General features: G+C 55.3%; 21 protein-coding genes, 1 tRNA gene and 2 pseudogenes. 11 read left to right on the forward strand and 13 right to left on the reverse strand.

The window, feature by feature from the left end:
• Positions 1-13: 13 nt before the first annotated feature.
• Positions 14-1,717, forward strand: a complete 1,704-nt coding sequence (locus BJ887_RS20215) for an AsmA family protein (protein ID WP_121340340.1) — start codon at positions 14-16, stop codon at positions 1,715-1,717.
• Positions 1,718-1,777: 60 nt separating this feature from the next.
• Here the strand turns inward: BJ887_RS20215 and yicI are convergent, their stop codons facing one another.
• Positions 1,778-4,096 (reverse strand): alpha-xylosidase, encoded by a 2,319-nt coding sequence (gene yicI / locus BJ887_RS20220; RefSeq protein WP_121340341.1) that lies wholly within the window; start codon positions 4,094-4,096, stop codon positions 1,778-1,780.
• A 12-nt stretch (positions 4,097-4,108) separates the two neighbouring features.
• Entirely contained in the window at positions 4,109-5,500 is a 1,392-nt protein-coding gene (locus tag BJ887_RS20225) for a glycoside-pentoside-hexuronide family transporter (protein WP_020882700.1), read from the reverse strand.
• Between the two features lie 287 nt (positions 5,501-5,787).
• On the opposite strand from BJ887_RS20225, the gene BJ887_RS20230 reads away from it, so the two are divergent.
• A tRNA-Sec gene (locus BJ887_RS20230) sits at positions 5,788-5,882 on the forward strand.
• 321 nt (positions 5,883-6,203) lie between these two features.
• Here the strand turns inward: BJ887_RS20230 and BJ887_RS20235 are convergent.
• Positions 6,204-6,641: a GNAT family N-acetyltransferase gene (locus tag BJ887_RS20235; RefSeq protein WP_078775083.1), complete on the reverse strand. Its 438-nt coding sequence runs from the start codon at positions 6,639-6,641 to the stop codon at positions 6,204-6,206.
• A 62-nt stretch (positions 6,642-6,703) separates the two neighbouring features.
• On the opposite strand from BJ887_RS20235, the gene BJ887_RS23205 reads away from it, so the two are divergent.
• Positions 6,704-6,859, forward strand: coding sequence for a hypothetical protein (locus BJ887_RS23205; protein WP_153852750.1), 156 nt, complete (start codon positions 6,704-6,706; stop codon positions 6,857-6,859).
• A 76-nt stretch (positions 6,860-6,935) separates the two neighbouring features.
• On the opposite strand, the gene BJ887_RS20240 is transcribed toward BJ887_RS23205, so the two are convergent.
• Together BJ887_RS20240 and BJ887_RS20245 are read right to left on the reverse strand one after the other, a co-directional pair.
• The gene (locus BJ887_RS20240) at positions 6,936-7,982 is read right to left on the reverse strand and encodes a class I SAM-dependent methyltransferase (RefSeq protein WP_040018368.1); all 1,047 of its coding nucleotides are present in this window, start codon (positions 7,980-7,982) and stop codon (positions 6,936-6,938) included.
• A 77-nt stretch (positions 7,983-8,059) separates the two neighbouring features.
• Positions 8,060-8,584: a lipocalin family protein gene (locus tag BJ887_RS20245; RefSeq protein ID WP_020882704.1), complete on the reverse strand. Its 525-nt coding sequence runs from the start codon at positions 8,582-8,584 to the stop codon at positions 8,060-8,062.
• 117 nt (positions 8,585-8,701) lie between these two features.
• Here BJ887_RS20245 and BJ887_RS20250 point away from each other — a divergent pair, with 117 nt between their 5' ends.
• The 4 genes from BJ887_RS20250 to BJ887_RS20265 all read left to right on the forward strand — a co-directional run bounded on the left by BJ887_RS20250 (position 8,702) and on the right by BJ887_RS20265 (position 12,239).
• On the forward strand, positions 8,702-9,427 hold the full coding sequence (locus tag BJ887_RS20250) for a MerR family transcriptional regulator (protein ID WP_014168030.1): 726 nt from the start codon (positions 8,702-8,704) through the stop codon (positions 9,425-9,427).
• Between the two features lie 99 nt (positions 9,428-9,526).
• Complete coding sequence (gene uraH, locus BJ887_RS20255) at positions 9,527-9,940, forward strand: hydroxyisourate hydrolase (RefSeq protein ID WP_121340342.1); 414 nt, start codon at positions 9,527-9,529, stop codon at positions 9,938-9,940.
• 102 nt (positions 9,941-10,042) lie between these two features.
• Positions 10,043-11,002 carry a DUF523 and DUF1722 domain-containing protein gene (locus BJ887_RS20260; protein ID WP_020882705.1) on the forward strand — a complete coding sequence of 320 codons (960 nt, stop codon included), beginning with the start codon at positions 10,043-10,045 and terminating at the stop codon, positions 11,000-11,002.
• Positions 11,003-11,150: 148 nt separating this feature from the next.
• Entirely contained in the window at positions 11,151-12,239 is a 1,089-nt protein-coding gene (locus BJ887_RS20265; RefSeq protein WP_025206503.1) for an AAA family ATPase, read from the forward strand.
• A 528-nt stretch (positions 12,240-12,767) separates the two neighbouring features.
• On the opposite strand, the pseudogene BJ887_RS23375 reads toward BJ887_RS20265, so the two are convergent.
• The 5 genes and pseudogenes from BJ887_RS23375 to BJ887_RS20295 all read right to left on the reverse strand — a co-directional run.
• Positions 12,768-13,638 (reverse strand): annotated as a pseudogene (locus BJ887_RS23375) (VENN motif pre-toxin domain-containing protein); the annotation flags it as partial.
• Positions 13,628-13,984, reverse strand: a pseudogene (locus BJ887_RS20280) (hypothetical protein); the annotation flags it as partial. The pseudogenes BJ887_RS20280 and BJ887_RS23375, both read right to left, overlap by 11 nt.
• A 5-nt stretch (positions 13,985-13,989) precedes the next feature.
• A complete protein-coding gene (locus tag BJ887_RS20285) occupies positions 13,990-14,943 on the reverse strand; it encodes a GlxA family transcriptional regulator (RefSeq protein WP_121340343.1) in 954 nt (317 codons plus the stop codon).
• 26 nt (positions 14,944-14,969) lie between these two features.
• Positions 14,970-15,749, reverse strand: a complete 780-nt coding sequence (locus tag BJ887_RS20290) for an MBL fold metallo-hydrolase (protein WP_121340344.1) — start codon at positions 15,747-15,749, stop codon at positions 14,970-14,972.
• 94 nt (positions 15,750-15,843) lie between these two features.
• Positions 15,844-16,731, reverse strand: a complete 888-nt coding sequence (locus tag BJ887_RS20295) for a LysR family transcriptional regulator (RefSeq protein WP_020882709.1) — start codon at positions 16,729-16,731, stop codon at positions 15,844-15,846.
• A gap of 198 nt (positions 16,732-16,929) precedes the next feature.
• On the opposite strand from BJ887_RS20295, the gene BJ887_RS20300 reads away from it, so the two are divergent.
• Together BJ887_RS20300 and BJ887_RS20305 are read left to right on the forward strand one after the other, a co-directional pair.
• On the forward strand, positions 16,930-18,126 hold the full coding sequence (locus BJ887_RS20300; RefSeq protein WP_032679307.1) for an MFS transporter: 1,197 nt from the start codon (positions 16,930-16,932) through the stop codon (positions 18,124-18,126).
• 2 nt (positions 18,127-18,128) lie between these two features.
• Complete coding sequence (locus BJ887_RS20305; protein ID WP_025206508.1) at positions 18,129-19,157, forward strand: alpha/beta hydrolase; 1,029 nt, start codon at positions 18,129-18,131, stop codon at positions 19,155-19,157.
• Between the two features lie 43 nt (positions 19,158-19,200).
• Here the strand turns inward: BJ887_RS20305 and nlpA are convergent, their stop codons facing one another.
• Complete coding sequence (gene nlpA, locus BJ887_RS20310) at positions 19,201-20,001, reverse strand: lipoprotein NlpA (protein WP_121340345.1); 801 nt, start codon at positions 19,999-20,001, stop codon at positions 19,201-19,203.
• A 108-nt stretch (positions 20,002-20,109) separates the two neighbouring features.
• Complete coding sequence (locus tag BJ887_RS20315; protein ID WP_121340346.1) at positions 20,110-21,627, reverse strand: MDR family MFS transporter; 1,518 nt, start codon at positions 21,625-21,627, stop codon at positions 20,110-20,112.
• A gap of 78 nt (positions 21,628-21,705) precedes the next feature.
• Between BJ887_RS20315 and BJ887_RS20320 the strand changes: the two genes are divergently transcribed.
• Positions 21,706-22,353, forward strand: a complete 648-nt coding sequence (locus BJ887_RS20320) for a TetR/AcrR family transcriptional regulator (protein ID WP_025206509.1) — start codon at positions 21,706-21,708, stop codon at positions 22,351-22,353.
• Here BJ887_RS20320 and BJ887_RS20325 read toward each other — a convergent pair.
• Entirely contained in the window at positions 22,350-22,769 is a 420-nt protein-coding gene (locus BJ887_RS20325; RefSeq protein WP_014168016.1) for a GNAT family N-acetyltransferase, read from the reverse strand. The genes BJ887_RS20320 and BJ887_RS20325 overlap by 4 nt on opposite strands.
• 186 nt (positions 22,770-22,955) lie before the next feature.
• Between BJ887_RS20325 and BJ887_RS20330 the strand changes: the two genes are divergently transcribed.
• Positions 22,956-23,525 (forward strand): TetR/AcrR family transcriptional regulator, encoded by a 570-nt coding sequence (locus BJ887_RS20330; protein ID WP_014168015.1) that lies wholly within the window; start codon positions 22,956-22,958, stop codon positions 23,523-23,525.
• Positions 23,526-23,592 lie beyond the last annotated feature (67 nt).

The following is a 23,592-nucleotide window of genomic DNA, read 5'->3' on the forward strand; positions in this document are numbered from 1 at the left end:
GGGATGGAAGACCATGAAATTTATTGGAAAGGTACTCGTCTATCTTCTGGTGGCCCTGCTCATTGTGGTGCTGGCGCTCTATATTCTGCTCCAGACCCACTGGGGAGCATCTCAGGCCAGCAACTGGATAACGGTGAATACCGATTACGAACTCAATTTCGACCTGATGGATCACCGCTTTTCGTCACCTTCCCACATCATTCTGGAAAACGTCACGTTTGGCCGCGACGGTAAACCCGCCACGCTGGTGGCCAGGAAAGTCGATATTGGTCTGAGTAGCCGACAGGTCACCGATCCGCTGCACATGGACACCATTACCCTGTTCGATGGCACGCTTAATCTTTCTCCTCAGACGGCACCGCTCCCGTTCCAGGCGGACCGTTTGCAGTTGAACAACATGGCCTTTAACAGCCCCAATACGGAATGGGATCTCAGCGCACAGAAAGTGACGGGCGGCGTCAGCCCGTGGCAGCCAGAAGCAGGCAATGTGCTGGGTAAAAACGCACAGATCCAGGTGAGCGCAGGCTCGCTTACCCTGAACGGCGTGCCGGCCACCAACGTGCTGATCCAGGGACAACTCAACGGCAAAGAGGTGGTGCTGAACACCATTGGTGCCGATATGGCGCGCGGTTCGCTCACCGGGTCCGCCCTGCGCAACGCTGACGGCAGCTGGATTATCGACACCATGCGTCTGAATGAGATCCGCCTGCAAAGCGATAAGTCACTGGTGGATTTCTTCGCGCCTCTGACCACCATTCCCTCGCTGCAGATTGGCCGTCTGGAAGTGACTGACGCACGCCTGCAGGGGCCGGACTGGGCGGTGACCGATCTCGATTTAAGCCTGCGCAACCTGACACTCAGCAAAGGCGACTGGCAAAGTCAGGAGGGGCGTTTGTCCATGAACGCCAGCGAGTTTATTTATGGCTCTCTGCATCTGTTCGACCCGATCATGAATGCGGAGTTCTCCCCGCAAGGCGTGGCGCTGCGCCAGTTTACCTCCCGCTGGGAGGGCGGCATGGTTCGCGCTTCCGGCAACTGGCTGCGCGAAGGTAACGCGCTGGTGCTGGACGATGTCGCTATCGCCGGGCTGGAATACACCCTGCCGCAGAACTGGAAAACGCTGTGGATGGAGCCGTTACCGGAATGGCTGAACAGCCTGACGCTGAAAAAATTCGGCCTGAGCCGCAACCTGGTTATCGATATCGACCCGGCCTTCCCGTGGCAAATCACCTCTCTTGATGGCTATGGTGCGAACCTGCAGCTGGCGAAAGATCGCCAGTGGGGCGTATGGGGTGGCAGCGCAACGCTGAACGGCGCGGCGGCGACCTTTAACCGCGTGGACGTGCGTCGTCCGTCGCTGGCGCTGAACGCTAACGCCTCAACGGTAAACATTACCGACCTGAGCGCTTTCACCGAAAAAGGCATTCTGGAAGCCACGGCGACGGTATCACAGCTTCCGCCACGGCAGACCACAATCAGCCTGAACGGACGCGGCGTGCCGCTCAACGTGCTGCAGGCGTGGGGCTGGCCGGCGCTGCCCATTGGCGGTGATGGCAATATCCAGCTAACCGCCAGCGGCAGCGTGCAGGCCAACGCACCGCTGAAGCCGACGGTTAACGGGAAACTGAACGCGGTAAATATGGATAAACAGCAGGTGCAACAGACGATGACGGGGGGAGAGGTGTCGACACTATCCTCGCCCCTGCCCTCTCCCTGAAAGGAAGAAGAAGCAAACCCTTCCCTCCCCCCGTTGGGGAGAGGGTCAGGGTGAGGAAAATTAAAGGTGTACCACCACCTCATTACCCTCCGCTTTCACCACCACGCCCCACTCACTCCCGGCCTCTGAGCCGCCTTTTACGCCACTCAGTTTCTGCACGTTGCGCAAGCAGACCGACCAGGTTCGCGCGTCACCTGTGCCGGTAATGGTCACGGTGTCGCCACTGCGTGTGGCTTTCAGCGTAAATGCCACAGAACCGTCCGCCGCGGGCACTTCGCTCACCGCCATCGCGCCATCGCCCAGGTTAAACAGCTGGAAAGCTGTTCCCTCGTTCCAGGCGTAGTCCGGTTTCTGTTGATTGTTGCCCAACGCCAGCAGGGTGTTATCGCGCACATAGACCGGCAGGCTGCGGAAATCATGCTGCTGTTTATGCCAGCGGCTACCCTTGATTTCATCGTTATGCCAGAGATGGGTCCAGCGCCCTTCCGGCAGATAAAACTGCACGTCACCGGCCTCAGAAAACACCGGGGCTACCATCACCGACTCCCCCAACATGTACTGACGGTCGAGGTAATCGCATGCCGGATCGTCCGGGAACTCCAGCATCATCGCCCGCAGCATCGGTGTGCCATACTCGCGAGCCAGGGCAGCCTGGCGATAGAGATACGGCATCATCTGACATTTCAGCTGAGTGAAGTGACGCACCACGTCACAGGACTCATCATCGTACGCCCACGGTACGCGGTAAGATTTGCTGCCATGCAGGCGGCTGTGGCTGGATAACAGCCCAAACGCGCACCAGCGTTTGTAGACGTGTGCCGGCGCGGTGTTCTCAAATCCACCGATGTCATGGCTCCAGAAGCCAAAGCCGGACAGACCAATCGACAGCCCGCCGCGCAGGCTTTCCGCCATCGACTCGTAGTTGGCGTAACAGTCTCCACCCCAGTGCACCGGGAACTGTTGCGCACCTACCGACGCCGAGCGGGCAAACAGCACCGCCTCATCCGCGCCCACCGTTTCTTTCAGTACGTTCCACACCAGTTCGTTATAAAGGTATGCGTAGTGGTTGTGCATCTTCTGCGGATCGGAACCGTCAAACCACTGGACGTCCGTCGGGATGCGCTCGCCAAAGTCGGTCTTAAAGCAGTCGACGCCAATATCCACCAGGCCTTTCAGCTTGTCGGCATACCACCGACACGCGTCCGGGTTAGTGAAGTCATAAATCGCCAGGCCCGGCTGCCATTTGTCCCACTGCCACAGGGAGCCGTCCGGGCGCTTGAGCAGGTAGCCCTTCTCTTTCAGTTTGCGAAATACCGGCGACTTCTGGCCGATGTACGGGTTAATCCACACGCAAACCTTCAGCCCTTTCTCCTTCAGGCGGCGGATCATCCCTTCCGGATCCGGGAAGGTCACCGGGTCCCACTCAAAATCACACCACTGGAAGGCCTTCATCCAGAAGCAGTCGAAGTGGAAGACGTGCAGCGGCAGATCGCGCTCGGCCATGCCGTCGATAAAGCTGTTCACCGTGGCTTCATCGTAGTTGGTGGTGAACGACGTGGTCAGCCACAGGCCGAATGACCACGCGGGCGGCAGCGCCGGGCGTCCGGTGAATCGCGTATAACGGTTGAGCACCTCTTTTGGCGTCGGGCCGTCGATCATGAAGTACTCGAGATATTCACCTTCCACGCTGAACTGCACTTTGGAGACCTTCTCGGAGCCAATTTCAAACGACACGTTTTCCGGGTGGTTCACCAGTACCCCGTAGCCGCGGTTGGTCAGATAGAACGGGATATTTTTGTATGACTGCTCGGTACTGGTGCCGCCGTCGCGGTTCCAGGTCTCGACCGTCTGGCCGTTACGCACCAGCGCGGTAAAGCGCTCACCGAGGCCGTAGACCGTTTCACCTACGCCCAGATCCAGACGCTCAAAAACATAATGACGATCGGTACGGGTATCCTGCACGTAACCGTTGTTTTTCAGCTGACTGCCGGTAATACGCTGTCCGTTGCGCAGAAAATCTAGCGCCCAGCACTCGCCTTTGGTGACGCGCACGCTGAGGTGACCGCTTTTCAGCTCAGCAAATTCGGCATTGTTTTCAATCTCAACGTTCACCTCTTTGATGACATTCAAAGGATAGTGCGGACCGTTGTTCAGCGCGCCCTGGAAGTGCTCGATGCGCACGCCAACAATCCCTTCCTGCGGGGAGAAAAGACGGACGGTGAACATCAGGGTATCAAGCTGCCAGGTACGTTCTCGTACATCACGCGGCGCCACGTACACCACAAGGTCATTGCCCTGCTGCTCTACATCGAACACCTGAACCGGGCAGGTGACGTTCAGGCCCGGTTGAATGAGCCAGTTTCCATCACTGATTTTCATACTCTCGTCCTCTTAGTTCTGTAATTCTTTACTCACCGGCAGGTTGTCAAACTCCTGCTGATTGCGGCGCGCGCCGTGTGCCAGCTCGCTCATGATTTTGGTCAGGAAAGGCGTTTTCAGGGTGTAGTAGCGTTTGGCGATGATGGCGCTCAGCACGTAGCAGACCGCCGGGGCCAGGGTGAACAGGCCGATAATGATGCTGATGGTCGCGCTGTTCTGGGTTTTAGCTGCGGCGTCATAACCCCCCCCTGCCAGCATCCAGCCGATCATTGCCCCGCCCAGCGCCAGGCCGAGTTTCAGCACAAACAGCGTGCCCGCGAAGCTGATGCCGGTAAGACGTTTGCCGTTGGTCCATTCGCCGTAGTCGACGGTATCGGACATCATGACCCACTGGATCGGCGTCACCAGCTGATGCAACACCCCAATCACAAAGATGAAGGTGAACATCACCACCGTGGCATGCATGGGAACGAAGAACATCGCCACGCTGACCACTGCCAGGGCGGCGTTGGTCCACCAGAAGATGCTGACCTTGCATTTCCAGTCGGTGAGCGGTTTCGCCAGCGCAGAGCCAATCAGGTTGCCGACACAGTAGGTGGTGAGGAACGCGACAAAGATTTCCGGCGAGCCCATGATCCAGGTGCAGTAGTACATCATCGCGCCGCCACGCACGCAGACGGCGAGGATATTAAGAATGGTCAGCACACCAACAATACGCCACTGGTCGTTGTGCCAGATATCTCGCAGGTCTTCGCGCATGGAAGTGGTGCTGGGCGGCACCTGGATGCGCTCTTTGGTGGTGAAGAAGCAGAACGCCAGCATCAGGAACGCGACCACCGACAGCACGGCGATCCCGCCCTGGAAACCGAACGCTTTGTCATCGCCACCAATCAGGTTAACCAGCGGCATCATCAGTACCGTCGAGAGCATGCCGCCCGCGGTCGCCAGCACAAAGCGCCAGGACTGCAGGGAGATACGCTGCGTCGGGTCGTTGGTGATCACACCGCCCAGGGCGCAATAAGGGATGTTAACCACGGTATAGAGCAGCGTCAGCAGCGTGTAGGTAATGGCGGCATAGATCATTTTGCCGTTGAGGCTGAGGTCCGGCGTGGTGTAGGCCAGCACGCAGACAATGCCGAACGGGATAGCACCGAACAGTATCCACGGCCGGAATTTACCCCAGCGGCTGCGGGTGCGGTCAGCGATCAGGCCCATGCACGGGTCCGAAATCGCATCCAGCGCACGTGCCAGCAGGAACATCGTGCCGACAAACCCGGCAGGAATGCCGAAGATATCGGTATAGAAAAACATCATGTACAACATAACGTTATCGAAGATGATGTGGCTGGCGGCGTCACCCATGCCGTAGCCAATCTTCTCTTTTACTGACAATACGTCGCTCATTTTTTTATCCTTCACGCTGTAGGGGGCGCTGAGACCGGTTACAGATTTTTAAACCATTGTTTCAGGAGCGGGTATTGCGTTTTCTGGTTAGCTGGTTACGTTTCTTGTTTTTTGTGATCGCGGTAAATATTGACGAGCACGAAATGCTAACCTGAGGATTTTCTTAGGAATTAACTGAAACAGGGGTGTTAAGGTCAAAAGAGAGGTGAAAAAAGTGTGCCGGGGTATGTGGTAAATGCCTGAAAGTAGCTATAATGCGCCCCGCCTCCATGTAGCAATGCAGGCGCGGAAGATCGTCATCTCCGGTGAGGTGGCTGGACTTCAAATCCAGTTGGGGACGCCAGCGTTCCCGGGCAGGTTCGACTCCTGTGATCTTCCGCCAAAATTTTTGAATGGATTATTCTCATATTTGTTCCACCATTAAGCCCCAATAATAATTAAATCTATTCACTAAAATTTTTCATGTGACTCTTCTGCTTTTCAGTAATTTTTAAGTCATCCTTTTTCGTTTTTTCACCCACAAATATTCAGGCATTAAACTTTACCCATGTGTTTCAACTAATTAATTACGTTGATATTTATCTGTTCGATTCTATTACGGATATCATAATAGCCAAACTTTAATCGTAAGGTATAATTCCTGAACGGCAAAACGCGTTTCATTTCATATCTAACGAGTAGGATATCTGCGTTAAGTTAGCATTCACTCACCCAACCGCATATGCAACAACGGGAATGCATTCCCCTGTCCGTCCCGTTCTGAGCGCCCGACCTCCACAAACCCCATATGCTGATAAAACGCAACGCCCTGCGGGTTTTGCTCGTTTACATCCACTTCATTCGCACCAAAATGCGCAATGGCATAGTTCAGCAGCAATTTCCCTACGCCTTTTCCCCGGCTCGCATCATCCACAAACAGCATTTCAATGCGGTTTTCATCGACGCCTAAAAAGCCATGAATAACACCCGCTTCATCACGGGCAATCATAACCTTGAGATTGGGCAGATAGGCATTGAGCAATAACGGGCGCAGCGCCGCAATATCACTTTCCTGTAAAAAGTGATGGGTGGCACGAACGGAAGACTCCCAGACTGTGACGAGACGTTCGAAGTGTGAGGGGTGTGCAGATTCGATTTTCATGAGGGGGATCATTATAGAGCGCAGCGATTAAATCAAGTATCCAGAAGCATGGAGGCAATAAAATGAAGACCTTAAATGAAGTAATAAACTCTCGAACCTGTGAAAGTCGAGAGCGTATCAAGGAAATGGCCCGGAAGTTGGTGCAGGAAACTGGTCAGCAGATAGAGCATGAAAAGCAAGAATCCCCAACAGACATTGAGAATAAAGAAACCAGCTAATCCTTCATGGTAGTTGTTCGGGTAAACCGAACAACTGAGGAACGGTAAATATTGTAGCGCCCTGTCCCCCCTCACCCTAGCCCTCTCCCTCAGGGAGAGGGAACTGACCGTGCGGTTTGTCATCCCCCACCTTAATCTCCATCACCGCATACACCCCGTCTTTCGGGACCACCACGGTGACATTTTCCACCGGCACGCCTGCCGCGATATGAATATCCTGCAGCTGCCGGAGCGTCCGCGGATAAATATCCTCCCAGCCGATACAGCGCAAAATAAAATCGATTTGTGGGCTGCTGGCCAGCATATTCGAGACAATCACCGCCCCGCCGGGCTTTATCAGCCGCAGCGCACGCTGGAGAAAAATCACCGCATCGGCATCGTTGAAATAGTCGAAAATTCCCAGCGCATCCACCAGTTCGGCCTGATGCTCGCCCAGCTCATGCAATAAATCTTCGTTACGCACCAGCGTATGGAGCAAGTTGCGCCTGAGCAGGGTCAGCTGTTCACCCACGATAATACCTTCCTGCGCCGCCATGGTTTCGGCCCAACTGAGCGCCACAGGGTCTTTATCCACCAGCGTCAGATACACCTGCTGGCCGTCGAGCTTCGCCTCGCGCAGCGCCTCCAGCACGGGAATTGCAGCCCCGCTCGCCAGGCTCACCCAATTGTTATCGTTCCCGTTGCGGATGTATTTATCCACCATCGCAGCCAGTACTTTTGCACGGGAGCGCACACCAATGGCATCGTTCGCATGGATAAACCACTGGCGGCTGTCGCTGTCCATTCGGGTTCCGTCTGGCAGGCGCTCCTCCAGCGGGTTTTGCACCACAAAAAGCGCCAGCGCAGAGGGAACCAGCCGGGTACGCCACGCGGTGAGCGCCGGACGATTGCGGTAGGCTTGCCCGGAATAACGGTTCTGTGGGACAAGCACGGCCTGTCCCCCCTCTTCGTATTCAATCAACGGAGGACGAAGCGCCGGGTCGGCTTTCAACGCCCGATTAATCGAATTGATCTCACGGGCAGTGTCGTCCTTCATCGGCCACTGGTCGCTAATATCCGGAAATGACGCACTGAAAATGGTCATATTTTCCGGTGCGTCGCCGCGAAAAGGCTGCCAGTTCATGTCGTCGTCTCCCGTTGAGCTTTTAACGGAAGTCTATCCAGGCGAGCCAGTAAAACCCTACGAAGAAAGCACGATCTTCACTGCTTAACCCACACCAGCTGATCAACCTTGAAGCCCAGACTGCGTGCGGTATTCAGGTAGTCCTGTTTCACGGCATCCGGAATCGTCGGCGTGCGAGACAGGATCCACAGATAGTCGCGGTTCGGGCCGCTCACCAGCGCATACTGGTACTTATCGTCCAGCTTGATCACGTTATAGCCGCCGTAGAAGGGGCCGAAGAACGACACCTTCAGCGCTGCCGTCGTCGGTTCGCCGGTAAAGTACGCTTTGCCTTCACTCTCATTCCACTTGTTTTTGACCGGGTCGAAACCCCGGTTAAGCACGCTGATGCCACCGTCGCTGCGCTCGCCATAGGTGGCGGTCACCTGCTCCAGACCTCGTTCGAAGCGGTTTTCCAGGCGGGCGACTTCATACCACTTGCCGAGATAGCGGCTGGCTTCAAAATTTGAAATGGGCTTTACGCCTTTCGGTGGCGTAGGGGATTTGCAGGCCACCAGAGTCAGGGCAATGGCGACACCCGTCACAACAGGCCATAGTTTCATGAGAATTCCTTTCATTTGCACGGTTGGAAGTAAAGTGTAGTGCACCGTTACGGCGCTTCATCCCGTGAGGGAAAATTCGTAGTATATTGAGAGTATTCCTCCACTCTGGACACGGACATGGCTTACTCCATCGGCGAATTCGCCAGACTCAGCGGGATCACCGCCACGACGCTGCGGGCATGGCAACGTCGCTATGGTTTACTCAAGCCACAGCGCACGGAGGGCGGCCATCGCCAGTACAGTGATGAGGACGTCCAGCAGGCACTGAAAATCCTCGACTGGGTGAAAAAAGGCGTGCCCATCGGCCAGGTCAAACCGCTACTGGAACGCCCCGTCCCGCGCCGGACCAACAACTGGCAAACGTTGCTTGAGACCATGCTGCAACGCCTGCAGGACGGGAAAATTGAGTCCCTGCGCCAGATGATTTACGACGCTGGCCGCGAATACCCCAGGCCAGAGCTGGTTGCAAATGTGCTGCGTCCGTTGCGCAGCCAGATGTCAGCCAACATCCCTGCCGCCATGACCCTGCGCGAGATCCTCGACGGTATTATCATCGCCTACGCCTCGTTCTGCCTTGAAGGCGACAAAAAAGCGCCGGGTGATAACATCCTGCTTAGTGGCTGGTACCTGAATGACCCATGTGAAATCTGGCTCGAGGCCCTGACGCGTACCGGACAAGGACACCGTATCGATATTTTGCCTACCCCCTCCACGTCACTGGCGCCTGAGATTTTCCCCGAGCGCAAATGGCTTCTGGTGACCAGCGGTAAACTGACCGCCGCACGGAAAAAGCAGGTGGCACAGTGGCAGCAGCAGGTATCCCTTGAAGTGATTATCCTCTGATTATTTTCTCCTGCGGTAAACTTCACGAAAAGTTGAATATTTTTCCGTCCCGCAAATGCTAACGTTTTCCTGTGACTGACAACCCCACAGGAAAACACAATGAAAAAAACAACCCCTCTGCTGATGCTGGCCGCCATGGCCTTTACTCCTGCCGCGTTTAGCGCCCCTGCCGGCACCCTGAGCGTACATATTCTCGACCAGCAAACCGGGATGCCGCCATCTGACGTTACCGTCACGCTGGAGAAGCAGCAGCAGCAGAACACATGGACCCAGATTGCCAGCGGCAAAACCGACCACGACGGACGTATCAAATCACTCTATCCGCAGGATCAGGACATGCAGCCAGGCGTGTATAAAGTGACCTTTAAAACCGCTGATTACTTCCACGGCAAAAAGCTGGACACCTTCTTCCCGGAGATCCCAGTGCTATTTACCGTGACCCGAACCAACGAGAAACTTCACATCCCGCTTCTGCTGAGCCAGTACGGCTACTCGACCTACAAGGGCAGTTAAGCCGCATTGATTTTAAAGGATAATAAAAAATAACTCCGCCAATACTTGGACAAATTACTAATGTTGTGTAAGTTTTAGATATACGAACTGGAGACACACACCATGACAATGAAACCTGTAATCGGTATTAGCGGATGTTTGACCGGTTCCGCCGTTCGCTTCGACGGCGGACATAAGCGTATGGGCTTTGTCATGGACGAACTGGCCCAGTGGGTGAATTTCAGGCCCGTCTGCCCTGAGATGGCCATCGGCTTGCCGACGCCACGCCCTGCACTGCGTCTTATCGTGACGGACAGCGGTGAAACCCAGATGCGTTTTAGCCACGCCCCGCACGAAGACGTTACGCAAAAGATGGCTGACTTTACGGCAGATTATCTGCCTAAAATCGGCGATCTGGCGGGATTTATCGTCTGTGCAAAATCCCCCAGCTGCGGCATGGAACGCGTGCGGCTGTATGATGAAAACGGCAACCGGGGCCGCAAGGAGGGTGTCGGGCTGTTCACTGCCACCCTCCTTGAAACCCTGCCGTGGTTACCCGTGGAAGAAGATGGCCGCCTGCACGATCCGGTGTTGCGGGAAAACTTTGTTGAGCGTGTTTTCGCGCTTCATGAACTGAACACACTGCGCGCCCAGGGTCTGACGCGCCGTGCGCTATTAGATTTCCACAGCCGCTACAAACTTCAGCTGCTGGCGCACCATCAGGCGGGTTATCGTGAAATCGGCCCGTTCGTTGCCACGCTGCACGAGTGGGAAGATCTGGACGCCTTCTTTGTGGCGTACCGCGAAAAGCTGATGACCATCCTGAAAAAACCTGCCTCGCGGAAAAATCACACCAACGTGTTGATGCATATTCAGGGGTATTTCCGTAACCAGCTCAACAGCCGCCAGCGCGGCGAACTTCGCGACGTGATCCTGCACTACCGTAACGGGCAGTTGCCCATCCTCGCGCCGATCACGCTGCTGAAGCACTACCTGGCCGAATACCCTGACCGGTATCTGATGACGCAAAACTACTTTGATCCCTATCCTGATGATTTGGGTCTGCGTCTGGCAGTCAAGTGATCATAAAAATGCGAAGGCCCCATTGACCCTCAGAGGCCCAAAGCAGTACCCCGTTTAGACGACACCCTCACTGTCGTCTCTTTTTTTGCATTTAACCTTAAAGACTGTAATTATATACAGGCCTACAGTGCAAAAAAGGAGCCTGCCTGTGATCAAAAGCCTGCATATCCAAAACTACCGCTCGATTCGCGACATGTCGCTGGAACTGGAAGCGCTCAATATCGTCTTCGGCCCCAACGGTACCGGGAAATCGAATATCTACAAGGCGATATACCTGATGCACAGCGCGGCGCAGGGGCAGTTCTCCCAGGCGCTGGCAAATGAAGGCGGTATTCTGAAGGTGTTCTGGGCAGGTAAGACCCGTAGCGACCAGCTCCGGCGGATGAACCTCGCGGTGGAAACGGACACTTACGAGTACGAGCTGCAGGTGGGCTTTGTCGAGCAACTGCCCTATCCCTCCCAGTTTCAGCTCGATCCAGTCATTAAAGAAGAGTCCATCTGGCTTACCGGTCAGCGCCGTCGCCCTTCATCACAGCTGATGAAGCGCAGGAATCAGGCGGTGTTTCTCAACAACGTGCACCACGAAAAAGTGACTCACAGCGGCACGCTGTATGAAAACGAATCGGTGTTCGGGCAGCTCGGTGAACCGCATCTCTACCCGGAAGTGTCGCAGATGCGCGAGTCCCTGCGTAACTGGCGCTTTTATCATGAATTTTCCGTCTCATCCGGCTCGGCGATGCGTGCCCCGCAGGTCGGTTTCCGCTCCCCGGTACTGGCCAGCGACGGCGCCAACCTGGCGGCCGCATTTCAGACCATTGTCGAGATTGGCGATGAAATGTTGCTGATGCGCATTCTCGACCAGGCCTTCCCCGGCTGCGAGTTTTACAGCGACAACACCGGCGGACGTTTTCGCATGATGATGCAGCGCGAGGGGCTGAGCAGGCCGCTGGAACCGGCGGAGTTTTCCGACGGGACGCTGCGCTTCCTGTGCCTGGCGGTAGCGCTGTTAAGCCCACGCCCACCGGCCTTTATCGCGTTGAACGAACCGGAAAACAGCCTGCACCCGCAGATGCTGCCCGCGCTGGCGAGCTTAATCGCCGAGGCCAGCCACTACTCACAAATTTGGCTCACCAGCCACTCGCCGGAACTGGCGAATTTGATTGAGAAACAGCGGTCGTTTTCGCTGTATCAGCTGTCGATGGTGGAGGGGGAGACGAGGGTGGAGAGGCTGGGGTAGTTTTTTGTCTTCTTGCTTCATTAAATTGAGTGATTAATAAGTGACAACGCCTTCGACCAACCACCAGTGAACTGCGGGGATGCGCTGAAGGGCTGAGCGTCGTCAGTATTGACCAGCCAAAGATATGTGAATGACTAAGATCCCGGTTCAGTAAGCGAGATCTTAGTTTTACTCTTTTCTCAGATATACCATATGTATTTTTATTTTTTATGGGTAGTCAAGACACTGGAATGTTGTATCACAGTAATTATGCCTCAGATCCAGCCCATTATTTTTTGCTACAACTTGCCGATTTTTATCATTTTTTTAGCACGTTAGCGATCAATAACATTACTCCAGCAAAACTACCAATGTATATACTTATTTTACCTAAAAACAAAATAATACTCGGTGAAAAAGATATTGGTATTCCTTTATAAACTAAGAAAAAAACCTCTCCGCATGCATATAAAACGATCCCTGTCAGAAAAATTGAAACCATACTAAATACTATAAAAAAAACCAGAGGAAGAGTATATTTTAGTATTTTCATCTACCATCTCCTACTTGCTTCATTTTATACTCTGTATATTTACCTCCAACTTCTGAAGAAATACTACCACCAATGTCACCAATTGAGCTTGGCACATTGCTTGGTTTCATTTCTTTTGAAAGACCATAATCCCCTTTTACTTCAGTAAACTGTCTTAGGTGAGTGTTAAACTTGGGATCCCAACCACCTTTCCACCAGTTAGCACCAGCGTTAACTCCCCATTTAAGGCCATTGCCAATGCCATAACCCACAACGGAACCTGCACCATTTACTAACGCACCAGATATTGGATCTTTACCTTCAAGCCAGTTTCCTAATGCACCTCCGGCCGCATTCCAGCCAACTGTTCCTCCAATACCATTTCCGGCACTGATCACATTAACCCAGCCACCAATAATAGCTGTTGTTAGGTCTATAGTTCCATCAGCTAGATAGTTGATACCAGCATTAGCACCTGCGCCTAATCCCCATAAGACCTGAGCGCTACCGGGTAAGAGAGCTAAGCGCCACCCCTACGGCATAACGTTCATTCATTGCTTTCTGACATGCGGCCCCACTCGGATTATCGGAACAGGTCGTCATATCGACGCCGTGCTGGCGTATCCACGCTGCCTGAGCCTCTTCACTACCGTCGAATAAATTATTCTCAACACTATTCTTCCCTGCACTGGCCCCGGCCGCCGCACCAGCCGTATTTCCCCCGGCCAGCCCGCCAGCTATGCCCGCTGAAACAGATGCCAGCGTACTCACGGTCTGCTTCTGCCCTTCCGTCAGCGTCGACGGGTCTGTGTCCGGACAGAGCTGTCTGGCAATCGCTGTCGCAATCAGTTCGCCGGATGCCGCCCCCACAGCGCCTGCTGTTGGTGATGCTTCCCCCCTTCAGGGTGACGTTGTTGCCCGCAATCACGCTGCCGTTATTGACGGTAACGTCCTTCGGGGACAGGTAAAGCTTCGGCACCATCACCGTTTCGCCGTTGACGGCGGCCTTCTCCCACCACAGTAAGCTGTGGTCGAGCGCAGCAATCTGATCCGCAGTCAGCGAGACGCCAAACTGCAGGCCCAGCGACTGCTGCGCCGCCGCGGCGTTATCCATCAGATAGCGCATCCGATCCAGATCGGAGCCGATACCGTTCAGGTAGCGGTTATCGGTCTGGTCGAGCACTACGTTGGAAACATAGCGGGTATCGAACGCCGCATCGCCGAGGAAGCCGTAATAAATTAATGACGAAGCCGAAAAGTCTTACGCCATTCTGCCGGACTCACGCCAAAACGCGCCTTAAATTGCTGGCGCCAGGTCACCGCAGAGTTAAACCCTACCAGCTCTGCCACGCTTTCAATGGGCATATTCCCGGCTTCTAACAGTATCTGGCTGCGCCGCAGGCGCTCGGTGGTCAGCCAGTCGGCCACGCTCATTCCGGTGGCTTTTACAAAATGGCGGGTAAGCGTGCGGCGGCTCATCGATACCACCTCTGCCAGCGAGTCCAGATTATGCGGTTCGGCAATGTGCTGCTGGAGATAGTCAATCAGGGAGTTGATTCGTCCGTCACGGGTATCTTTCGGTACCGGCTGGGCAATAAACTGTGCCTGCCCCCCCTCGCGGTGTGGCGGTACGATCATACGGCGGGCAATCTGGTTAGCGACCACGCTGCCAAAGCGCTGGCGGATGATGTACAGGCAGCAGTCAAGCGCGGCAGCGGTACCCGCAGAGGTGATGATATTGCCGTCATCGACGTAGAGCGCATTGATATCCAGCTTTACGTCCGGGAAAAGCGTCTGAAACTGATGTTCAAACTCCCAGTGCGTGGCCGCGCGTTTACCGTCGAGAATGCCCGCATAACCCAGCACAAACGACCCCAGACAAAGCCCGACGATCTCCGCCCCGTTGTCTCTGGCCTGGACCAGGCTGTCGAGAAGCGTCTGGGGCGGGCGTTGCTGGACATGCTGCCAGTAAGGCACCACGACGATATCAGCCTGGCCGATGGCGGAGAAATCGTGAGTCGCGTTAAGCGCAAACCCGTCTGTGGATGTCAGTAATCCCGGTTTTTCGGCGCAGATCAACACACTAAAGCGCTTTTCGCCGGATACCGTATCACCAAACAAAATGCAGGGAACGGAGTAGTGGAACGGGCTGACCCCGTCTACCGCAACAATCGCGACGTTGATTAGCGCCATGTATCTCTCCTTTCCCCTGGTGATGCTCAGAATATAACGGTTTCACCATCCTCGGGAATGCTCACCGCATCACCAATCAGGTTCGCGTCAACGTACTCACGCAGCGCATGGCGGGTCAACAGACAGTGGTTGATGGCCTCCATATGGGTCGCCACAATTTTCGCCTGCGGCAGCAGGAAGTGGACGTTGAGCACATCTTCCTGGCCCATGATAATCGGCCCAAACCCGATGACGTGAGCATAGCCCGCGTTAAGCACCACCACATCCGGCTGATGCTTTTGCAGGTCGGCTGCCACTTCATCACGCCAGATGGTATCCCCGACAATGTAGAGCGTCTTCTCATCAGGATGACGTAAAACCACGCCACAGGCTTCACCCAGCCGTTCCGCCAGCTCCGGCACGGCGTAAGCACGATCGGTACCGTGCTGGCCGCCGCGGGTTTTCGCGATCCGGATATCGCCAAACGCCGTCTCCTCGGTCATTACCGTCAGGTGGGTAAATCCCTGGCTGCGCAGCAGCGCGGCGTCGCTGTCGTTCTGCACAAAGACAGGTTTATCTTTGCCGATCAGTTCCACTGCGGCGCGATCCCAGTGATCGTCATGGATATGGGTGACGATCACCGCATCCGCCTCCAGGAGCGTGCTGACGTCAACGGGAAGCTCGACCATCGGGTTGCGGATCTCCGCATGCGCCGTGCCGGGGAAGCCCGGATAAGCGCCCTTCGGGGCCAGCATTGGGTCGATTAAAAAGCGTTTCCCGGCGTAGGTAATCAGCTGAGTGGCATTACGAATCTGAGTGATGTTCATGGGTATTCTCCTCATAGTGTGAAGAGGAGAATAGCCCGATGCCGCGCGTAACAATGTGGGCCACAGGGCGATGATCGATGAAATCGGGTCAACGTTATCGCATTCGCAGCGCATCTACCACCAGAGAAAAGGCCGGCGACGGCTGCTTTCGGCTCGGGTAGTAGAGATAATACCCCGGGAAGGGCAGACACCAGGGTTCCAGCACGCGGATTAACCGGCCTTCAGCAATATGATCGCCAAACTCGTCTTCGGGCAGGAAAGCAATCCCGAATCCCGCCAGGGCAGCTTCGACAATATGCCAGGAAGTATTGAAGGTCAGTTGGCCATTCACGCGCACGTTCAGATCGCCACCGTCCTGATCAAAATCCCAGACGTAAATCCCGCCGGATTTAATCATCCTCTGGTTAATACACTGGTGCTGCGTCAGCTCATGCGGCGTTTGCGGAACAGGATGACGAGCGAAGTAGTCCGGCGAGGCGACCGCGGCCATACGCAACTGCGGGCCTATCGGCAACGCGATCATGTCTTTATCGATGGTATCTCCCATACGAACGCCCGCATCGAAGCGGTCGGCAACGATATCGCGAAAACCGTGATTGGCGTCGAACTCGATGTGAATGTCGGGGTATTGCCGCAAAAGTGGCGTCAACTTAGGCAACAGAGTGCGCGATAACACATCGGGTCCACAGGTGATCCTCACCGTGCCGGCAGGCTTGTCGCGAAGCTCCGTCAACATGTCCAGCTCCGCTTCGATTTCATCGAAACGGTTGCCAATGGCGTTGAGCAAGCGTTCGCCGGCTGCGGTGGGGGAAACGCTGCGGGTGGTGCGGGTCAGCAGGCGGATCTGCATCCGGTTCTCCAGCCCGGTTATGGCCTGGCTTAACGCGGGCTGGGTCACGCCCAACTGTGCCGCGGCACGGGTAAAACTGCCCTCACGCGCCACGGTGACAAAAGCAAAAAGATCGTTCAGGTTACGCTTCATCACACCCTCATTTATAAGCCACACTTATAAGCTCATTAAGCATTGATTAGCTAGTCAGAATACACCCGCCGTGTAAAATTTTCACTGTGACCTGACGTCAACCACATTCCAACCCTTCATCTGTATGCGTTATTCCCGCGAATAGCGCCCGGCCCCGGCTTGTTCGAATCTGGCCGAACGAATAACAAGGTAAACACGATGTCCGCTATGGTGAACGAAACATCAGCGCGCCAGTCCCGTGCCTGCTGGAGCGGCGTGCTGGCAATGACCCTCTGCGCTTTTACGCTGGTCGCCTCAGAATTTATGCCGGTAAGTCTGCTGACGCCCGTTTCGCGGGATCTCGCCGTCAGTGAAGGCCTGGCGGGCCTCGGGATCGCGATATCCGGCGCGCTGGCCGTATTGACCAGCCTGTTTCTCTCTTCTCTTGCGGGAGGCATTAACCGCAAATCGCTGCTGCTGGGCCTGACGGCGTTGATGGCCGTCTCCGGTCTGATTATCGCCGTGGCTGAGAGCTATCCCCTTTATATGCTGGGACGCGCACTGCTTGGCGTGGCCATTGGCGGCTTCTGGTCGCTCTCTGCGGCGACCGCAATTCGCCTTGTGCCACCGCATCAGGTTCAACGTGCGCTGGCCATTTTTAACGGTGGCAACGCCCTGGCGACCGTCGTTGCGGCTCCGCTCGGCAGCTGGCTGGGGGCGACAATCGGCTGGCGCGGTGCCTTTTACTGCCTGGTGCCCGTGAGCCTGCTCGCGTTTATCTGGCAGTGGTTCAGCCTGCCTTCCATGTCCGTGGAAAAGCGCACCGCGTCGTCCACCAGCGCCTTCGGCCTGCTGAAAAACCCTCTGGTGGCAAAAGGAATGGTCGCGTGCGGCGTCTTTTTCATGGGGCAGTTCGCGCTGTTTACCTACGTGCGTCCGTTCCTGGAAACCGTGACTTTCGCCAGCGCGACGCAGTTATCGTTAATCCTGCTGGTCATTGGCGTGGCGGGTTTTATCGGCACCCTGCTGATCGGCACGTTTCTGCGCCGCGGATTTTACACCACGCTGGTCGCCATTCCCGTGGTGATGGCGCTGATTGCCGCGGCACTGATGGCCTTCGGCCATCACCTTGCCGCCGTCACCGCCCTGCTCGGCCTCTGGGGACTGGTCGCGACGGCCGCCCCCGTCGGCTGGTGGACCTGGGTTGCCAGAACGCTTCCTGAAAATGCCGAAGCGGGTGGCGGACTGATGGTGGCAATGGTGCAGCTCTCCATTGCGCTCGGCTCCACGCTCGGTGGCCTGGCCTTTGACCACAGCGGCTGGCAAAGCACCTTTGCACTCAGCGGTGTACTGCTTATCGCCGCTGCCATGTTCACGTTTTACACCTCACACAACGACACACTTCACAGGAGTTAATCATGAGAAGATTCACCATGGCGCTCGGGCTGTTAGTCAGCGCCTTCGCCGCCAGCGCTGCCGATATGTCCCGGGGCGCAGATAATTTCTATAAAAGCGATAAGGTTACGCAGCAGAAGGTGACCTTTAAAAACCAGTATCAGATGAACGTCGTCGGCAATCTGTATCGGCCAAAAGAGGCGGATAAAAACGCCAGACTGCCGGCGATCGTGGTCGGCCATCCGATGGGCGCGGTGAAAGAGCAAAGCGCCAGTCTCTATGCGCAAAAGCTCGCGGAACAGGGCTTTGTCACCCTGGCGATTGATCTCTCATTCTGGGGGGAAAGCGAAGGTAAACCGGGGCATCTGATCTCACCAGAAATCTATTCCGATGATTTCAGCGCGGCCGTGGATTATCTGAGCACTCAGTCTTTTGTCGATCCACAGCGCATCGGTGCACTGGGCATTTGCGGCAGCGGCAGCTTCGTTATTAGCGCGGCGAAAATTGACCCGCGCATGAAAGCGATCGCCACCGTCAGCATGTATGACATGGGCTCCGCCTTCCGCAACGGCCTCAACCATTCCGTGACGGTTGAACAGCGTAAAGCGATGATTGCCTCTGCCGCTGAGCAGCGTCTGAAAGAGTATCAGGGTGCAGAGACAGCCTACATTCCCGGGACGGTAAATAAGCTGGATGATTCTACGCCGGCTATCCAGCGTGAGTTCTTCGATTTCTATCGCACCGAACGCGGCGGGTACACGCCACAGGGCGAGAAAGAGGCGCTGACGACGAAACCGATGATGAGCAGCATCGGTAAGTTTATGAACTTCTATCCGTTCAACGATATCGAAACCATTTCACCGCGTCCGATGCTGTTTATCACGGGTGATAAAGCGCATTCGAAAGAGTTTAGCGAAGACGCCTATAAACGCGCCGGTGAACCGAAAGAGCTGTATATCGTGCCGAATGCAGGCCACGTTGACCTGTATGACCGCACGGATCTGATCCCGTTTGCAAAACTGGCCTCGTTCTTTAAAGCCAACCTGAAATAACCCGGTAAGGCGTATAACACCCTGTTATACGCCTTTGTCCTGACTACCAGCCCGGCACCGCGCCACCGTTAAAGAGGGTCTCTGCGGCCTTCGCCACTTCCGGCGACTGATACGACTGGATAAATTCCTTCACGTTTTCCGCGTCTTTGTTGTCTTCCCGCGTCACCACGATGTTCACATACGGCGAGTTTTTATCTTCAATAAACACGCTGTCATGCACCGGCGACAGCCCGGTTTGCTGGAGATAGGTGGTGCTGATAATGGCAACATCCACTTTCGGATCATCCAGCACGCGCGGCAGTTGCGCCCCTTCCAGCTCCATAATGTTCAAATGCTTCGGATTGGCAGTGATATCCAGCGCCGTCGGCAGCAGGCCAACGTCCGGCTTCAGGGTAAGCAGCTTCTCTTTTTGCAACAGCAGCAGTGCGCGGCCAAGGTTGGTCGGATCGTTTGGAATGGCGATGGTCGCGCCGTCCTTCAGCTCAGACACGGATTTTATCTTGCGGGAGTAGCCGGCCATCGGGAAAACAAAGGTATTCGCCACAGCAACCAGCTTGTAGTGATGCGCCTTATTATCTTCTGCCAGGAACGGGCGATGCTGGAAGACATTGGCATCAAGATCGCCCTGATTGGTGGCATCATTGGGCAACAGCGAGCCGCTGAACCCCACCAGTTCCACATCCAGACCGTATTTCTCTTTCGCCACTTTTTTAGCGACTTCCGCCACGTCCTGCTCCGCGCCGTTAATCACGCCGACTTTGATGTGTTTGGCATCGCTGCCGCCTTGATCGCAACCTGCCAGCAGCAGGCCCGCGAGAACCAGAGCACCCAATCGAAGTTTCACGAGACATATCCTTTTGATAAACGTTTCAGTGACTATATCGACAACGGTACGGCTGGCTAAAAAACGAAAAAGCATCAATAAGACGGATAAGTTATATGTGCGGGGGCGCTATTGATCCGACCTGAGCATGTCCGCACGGCGTAACGGCGTTTCCCGTAAAAACCACGACAGTACAAACGCCAGCACCATAATGCTTGCCGCCAGCAGGAACACCGCGTGAATGGCTGAGCCAAACGCGTCCAGGTAATCGAGCCGCAGGGCTTCTGGCAGCCGGTGAATGGCCGCTGGATTGAGCTCATGCGGTAACTCCGCCCCTTGCGGTAAACGGTCCATCAGACCCGATTGCAAAACGTGGGTGAAGACCGCGCCAAACAGCGCGACGCCGATGGCCCCGCCAATGGAACGAAACAGCGTGACCCCGGAAGTCGCTACCCCGTATTGATCGGCAGAGACGCTGTTCTGCACGGCCAGCACCAGTACCTGCATGACCAGCCCCAGACCCATCCCCAGCACGCCGGTAAAAATGTACAGCTGCCAGGTCGGCGAGTGGATCGAGATACGCGTCAGCAGCACCATGCCCACCACGCCAAGCAGCGTACCGGCGATCGGAAACAGACGGTATTTTCCGGTACGGCTGATAACCCGCCCGCTGATGATCGAGGTTAGCAGCAGTCCGCCCATCAGCGGGATCAGCTGCAGACCGGCCTGAGTCGGCGTGGCGTCTTTCACAACCTGCAGATAGAGCGGCAGGAAGGTGACCGAGCCAAAGAGCGACATCCCGATAATAAAGCCAATCAGGCTGCAGAGCAGAAAGCTGCGATCGCGGAACAGCGAGAGCGGAATGATTGGCTCCCAGGCCAGACGCTCCTCATAGATAAACCCGGCGATACCCGTCAGGCCAAAGGCCAGAATGCACCACAGCTGCGGGTCGTTCCACTGGCGTATCGTCCCGCCTTCAGTGGTAAACAGGATGATACACAGCAGCGCCATGCTGAGGTAAATCGCCCCCAGATAATCAATCTCGTGCTTGTTGCGCCGTGCGCTGCCGTGGAACACCGCGCCTATCACCAGCAGGGCAAAGAGACCGAGCGGCAGATTGATATAAAAAATCCAGCGCCAGGAGGCGTGCTGCACGATAAACCCGCCGATAAGCGGCCCGATCACCGTCGCCAGACCAAACACGCCGCCAAACAGCCCCTGATAGCGGCCACGCTCCGCAGGCGGAATAACGTCCGCCACGGCGGCCATACTGATGACCATCAGACCGCCGCCGCCCAGCCCTTGCAGGCCGCGCATCAGCACCAGTTGGGTCATGTTTTGCGCCAGACCGCAGAGCACCGACCCCGCCAGAAACAGCACAATAGCGATTTGAAGGACGATTTTACGCCCAAACAGATCGCCGAATTTTCCGTACAGCGGCACCACAATGGTCGAGCTGAGGATATAGGCCGTCACCACCCAGGAGAGCTTATCCAGGCCACCCAGTTCCCCAACGATGGTGGGCAACGCCGTGGAAACAATCGTCTGGTCCAGCGCCGAAAGCAGCATCACCAGCAGCAACGCGCTGAACAACAGCTTTATCGACGGCGCGTTTTGCGCAGGTTGAGTCATTACGTCGGACTCCATAAGAGATCGCTTGAAATTAATTAACTGGATAATTAATATTTAAGTAAGTGATGAATAAGATCAAGAGATCCTGCGACTATGCCAGCACATAAGGACAATTCTGAACCGCGCCGCCCCGGTCGACCACGCGGCGGAAAGCGGGCAACCGCCAGCCGCGAACAGCTGCTGGATATTGCGTTGAGCCTCTTTTCCCGCCAGGGGATCGCTCAAACCTCGCTGAACGCTATCGCCAAAGAAGCGGGCGTAACGCCAGCGATGCTGCATTACTACTTCAATTCACGAGAACAATTGCTCGACGCGATGATTGAGGAGCGCTTCTTGCCCTTACGTAATCGGATCGGCGCAATTTTCGCCGAAAACCCCGACTCGCCGGTCAACGCATTAACGCAAATGGTGAAGGTACTGGCCGAGCTGGCGGAGCAGCACCGCTGGTTTGCCCCGCTGTGGATGCAGGAGGTCATCGGGGAGATGCCTGTACTGCGCACGCATCTGCACGCGCGGTTCGGTGACGACAAATACCAGGCAACGCTCGCCACCCTTAAACGCTGGCAGCAGGAAGGGCAACTGAACCGGGCACTCGCGCCAGAACTGCTGTTCACCACGCTGCTAAGCCTGGTGCTGGTGCCGTTCTCAAGAATGCGCAACGACGAGAGGCTACACGCCCTCTCGCCAGAGATCATTGTGCGTCATGCGCTGGCCGTGATGGGCAACGGCATCGGCGGTTAAAGGGATTTGGTCAGATAATGCCTTTGCATACCCGGGTACGGGTAATCCGGCAACGACATCTGCAGCTGATAGCCCTGCTTTTCATAGAATGGACGTGCCTGGAAGCTGACCGTATCCACCAGCGCGTGGGTGCAACCTTTGCGTCGGGCTTCGTCTTCTGCCGTTTTGATAAGCTGGCTGCCGACGCCCGATCCCCGCACGGTGTCGCTGACCCACAGAAAATCGATGTTTAGCCAGTCGCCTTTGCGCACGCCAATTAACCCGCCCAGCATCACGCCCTTATCGTCTCGCACATAAACGCCAATGTCGCCGCTAAAGTTTGAGAGATCTAAAAATTGTCCGTTGTAGGCGCGAAGCCCTGTTAATAATTCTTCTTTTTCATCGTGTGTGACGTTATCCGTCGTGCTCAGATGCATATTTTTCTCCTTATTTTCTGTGCAATCTTAATATTGCACAGCCTTTCCTTCATCAAAACTCCTTTTTTTCTCCATTCTTTAAACATTGAAATATTCATTCAATAAGTACTTAAAAAAAGTCTTTCCAATACGCACCTGAAACGTATAATGAGAACGATCATTCTCACTTTTATAGGGTAACCGACGATGAGCACAAAACTGGAAGAACGCCAAAAGCAGCGTCAGGACGACATCATCGCTGCCGCGCGTCAGTGCTTTCGCGCCAGCGGTTTTCATGCGGCCAGCATGTCGCAGATCGCCAGTGAGGCAAAGCTCAGCGTCGGGCAAATCTACCGTTATTTCAGTAACAAAGATGCGATTATTGAAGAGATGATTCGCCGTATCATCGACTCACGCATCGAAGAGATTCAGGGTAAAACGCTGGTCGAGGGGATGCCTCAGGCGCTCGCCTGGCGACAGACCCTGAATGAAGATGACGATGCGCTGATGCTTGAGATGTCGGCTGAAGCCACGCGCAATCCCCAGGTGGCGGCCATGCTGGTCGAAGCGGAAAAGCGGATGTTTGCTAATGCCTGCGCACACCTGAAAAAACAGTTTCCCCACCTGAGTGATGATCATATTCGCTGCTGCGTGGAGATTACCGCGGTAATGATTGAGGGGTCTATTTACCGTCGACTCACCCCCTTAAACGTACCCTCTGAACAATTAGAGCCTCTTTATCAAAATATTTTAAATATGCTTTTCTCTGCGAAGTAATCGCATGTGAATAATTAGCGGGAAGACGTTATTCCCTTATTAACATTTCCGGCTCTGCCGGAGATGC

The organism is Enterobacter sp. WPR_3_1, assembly GCF_003635055.1.
Lineage (GTDB): Bacteria > Pseudomonadota > Gammaproteobacteria > Enterobacterales > Enterobacteriaceae > Enterobacter > Enterobacter ludwigii.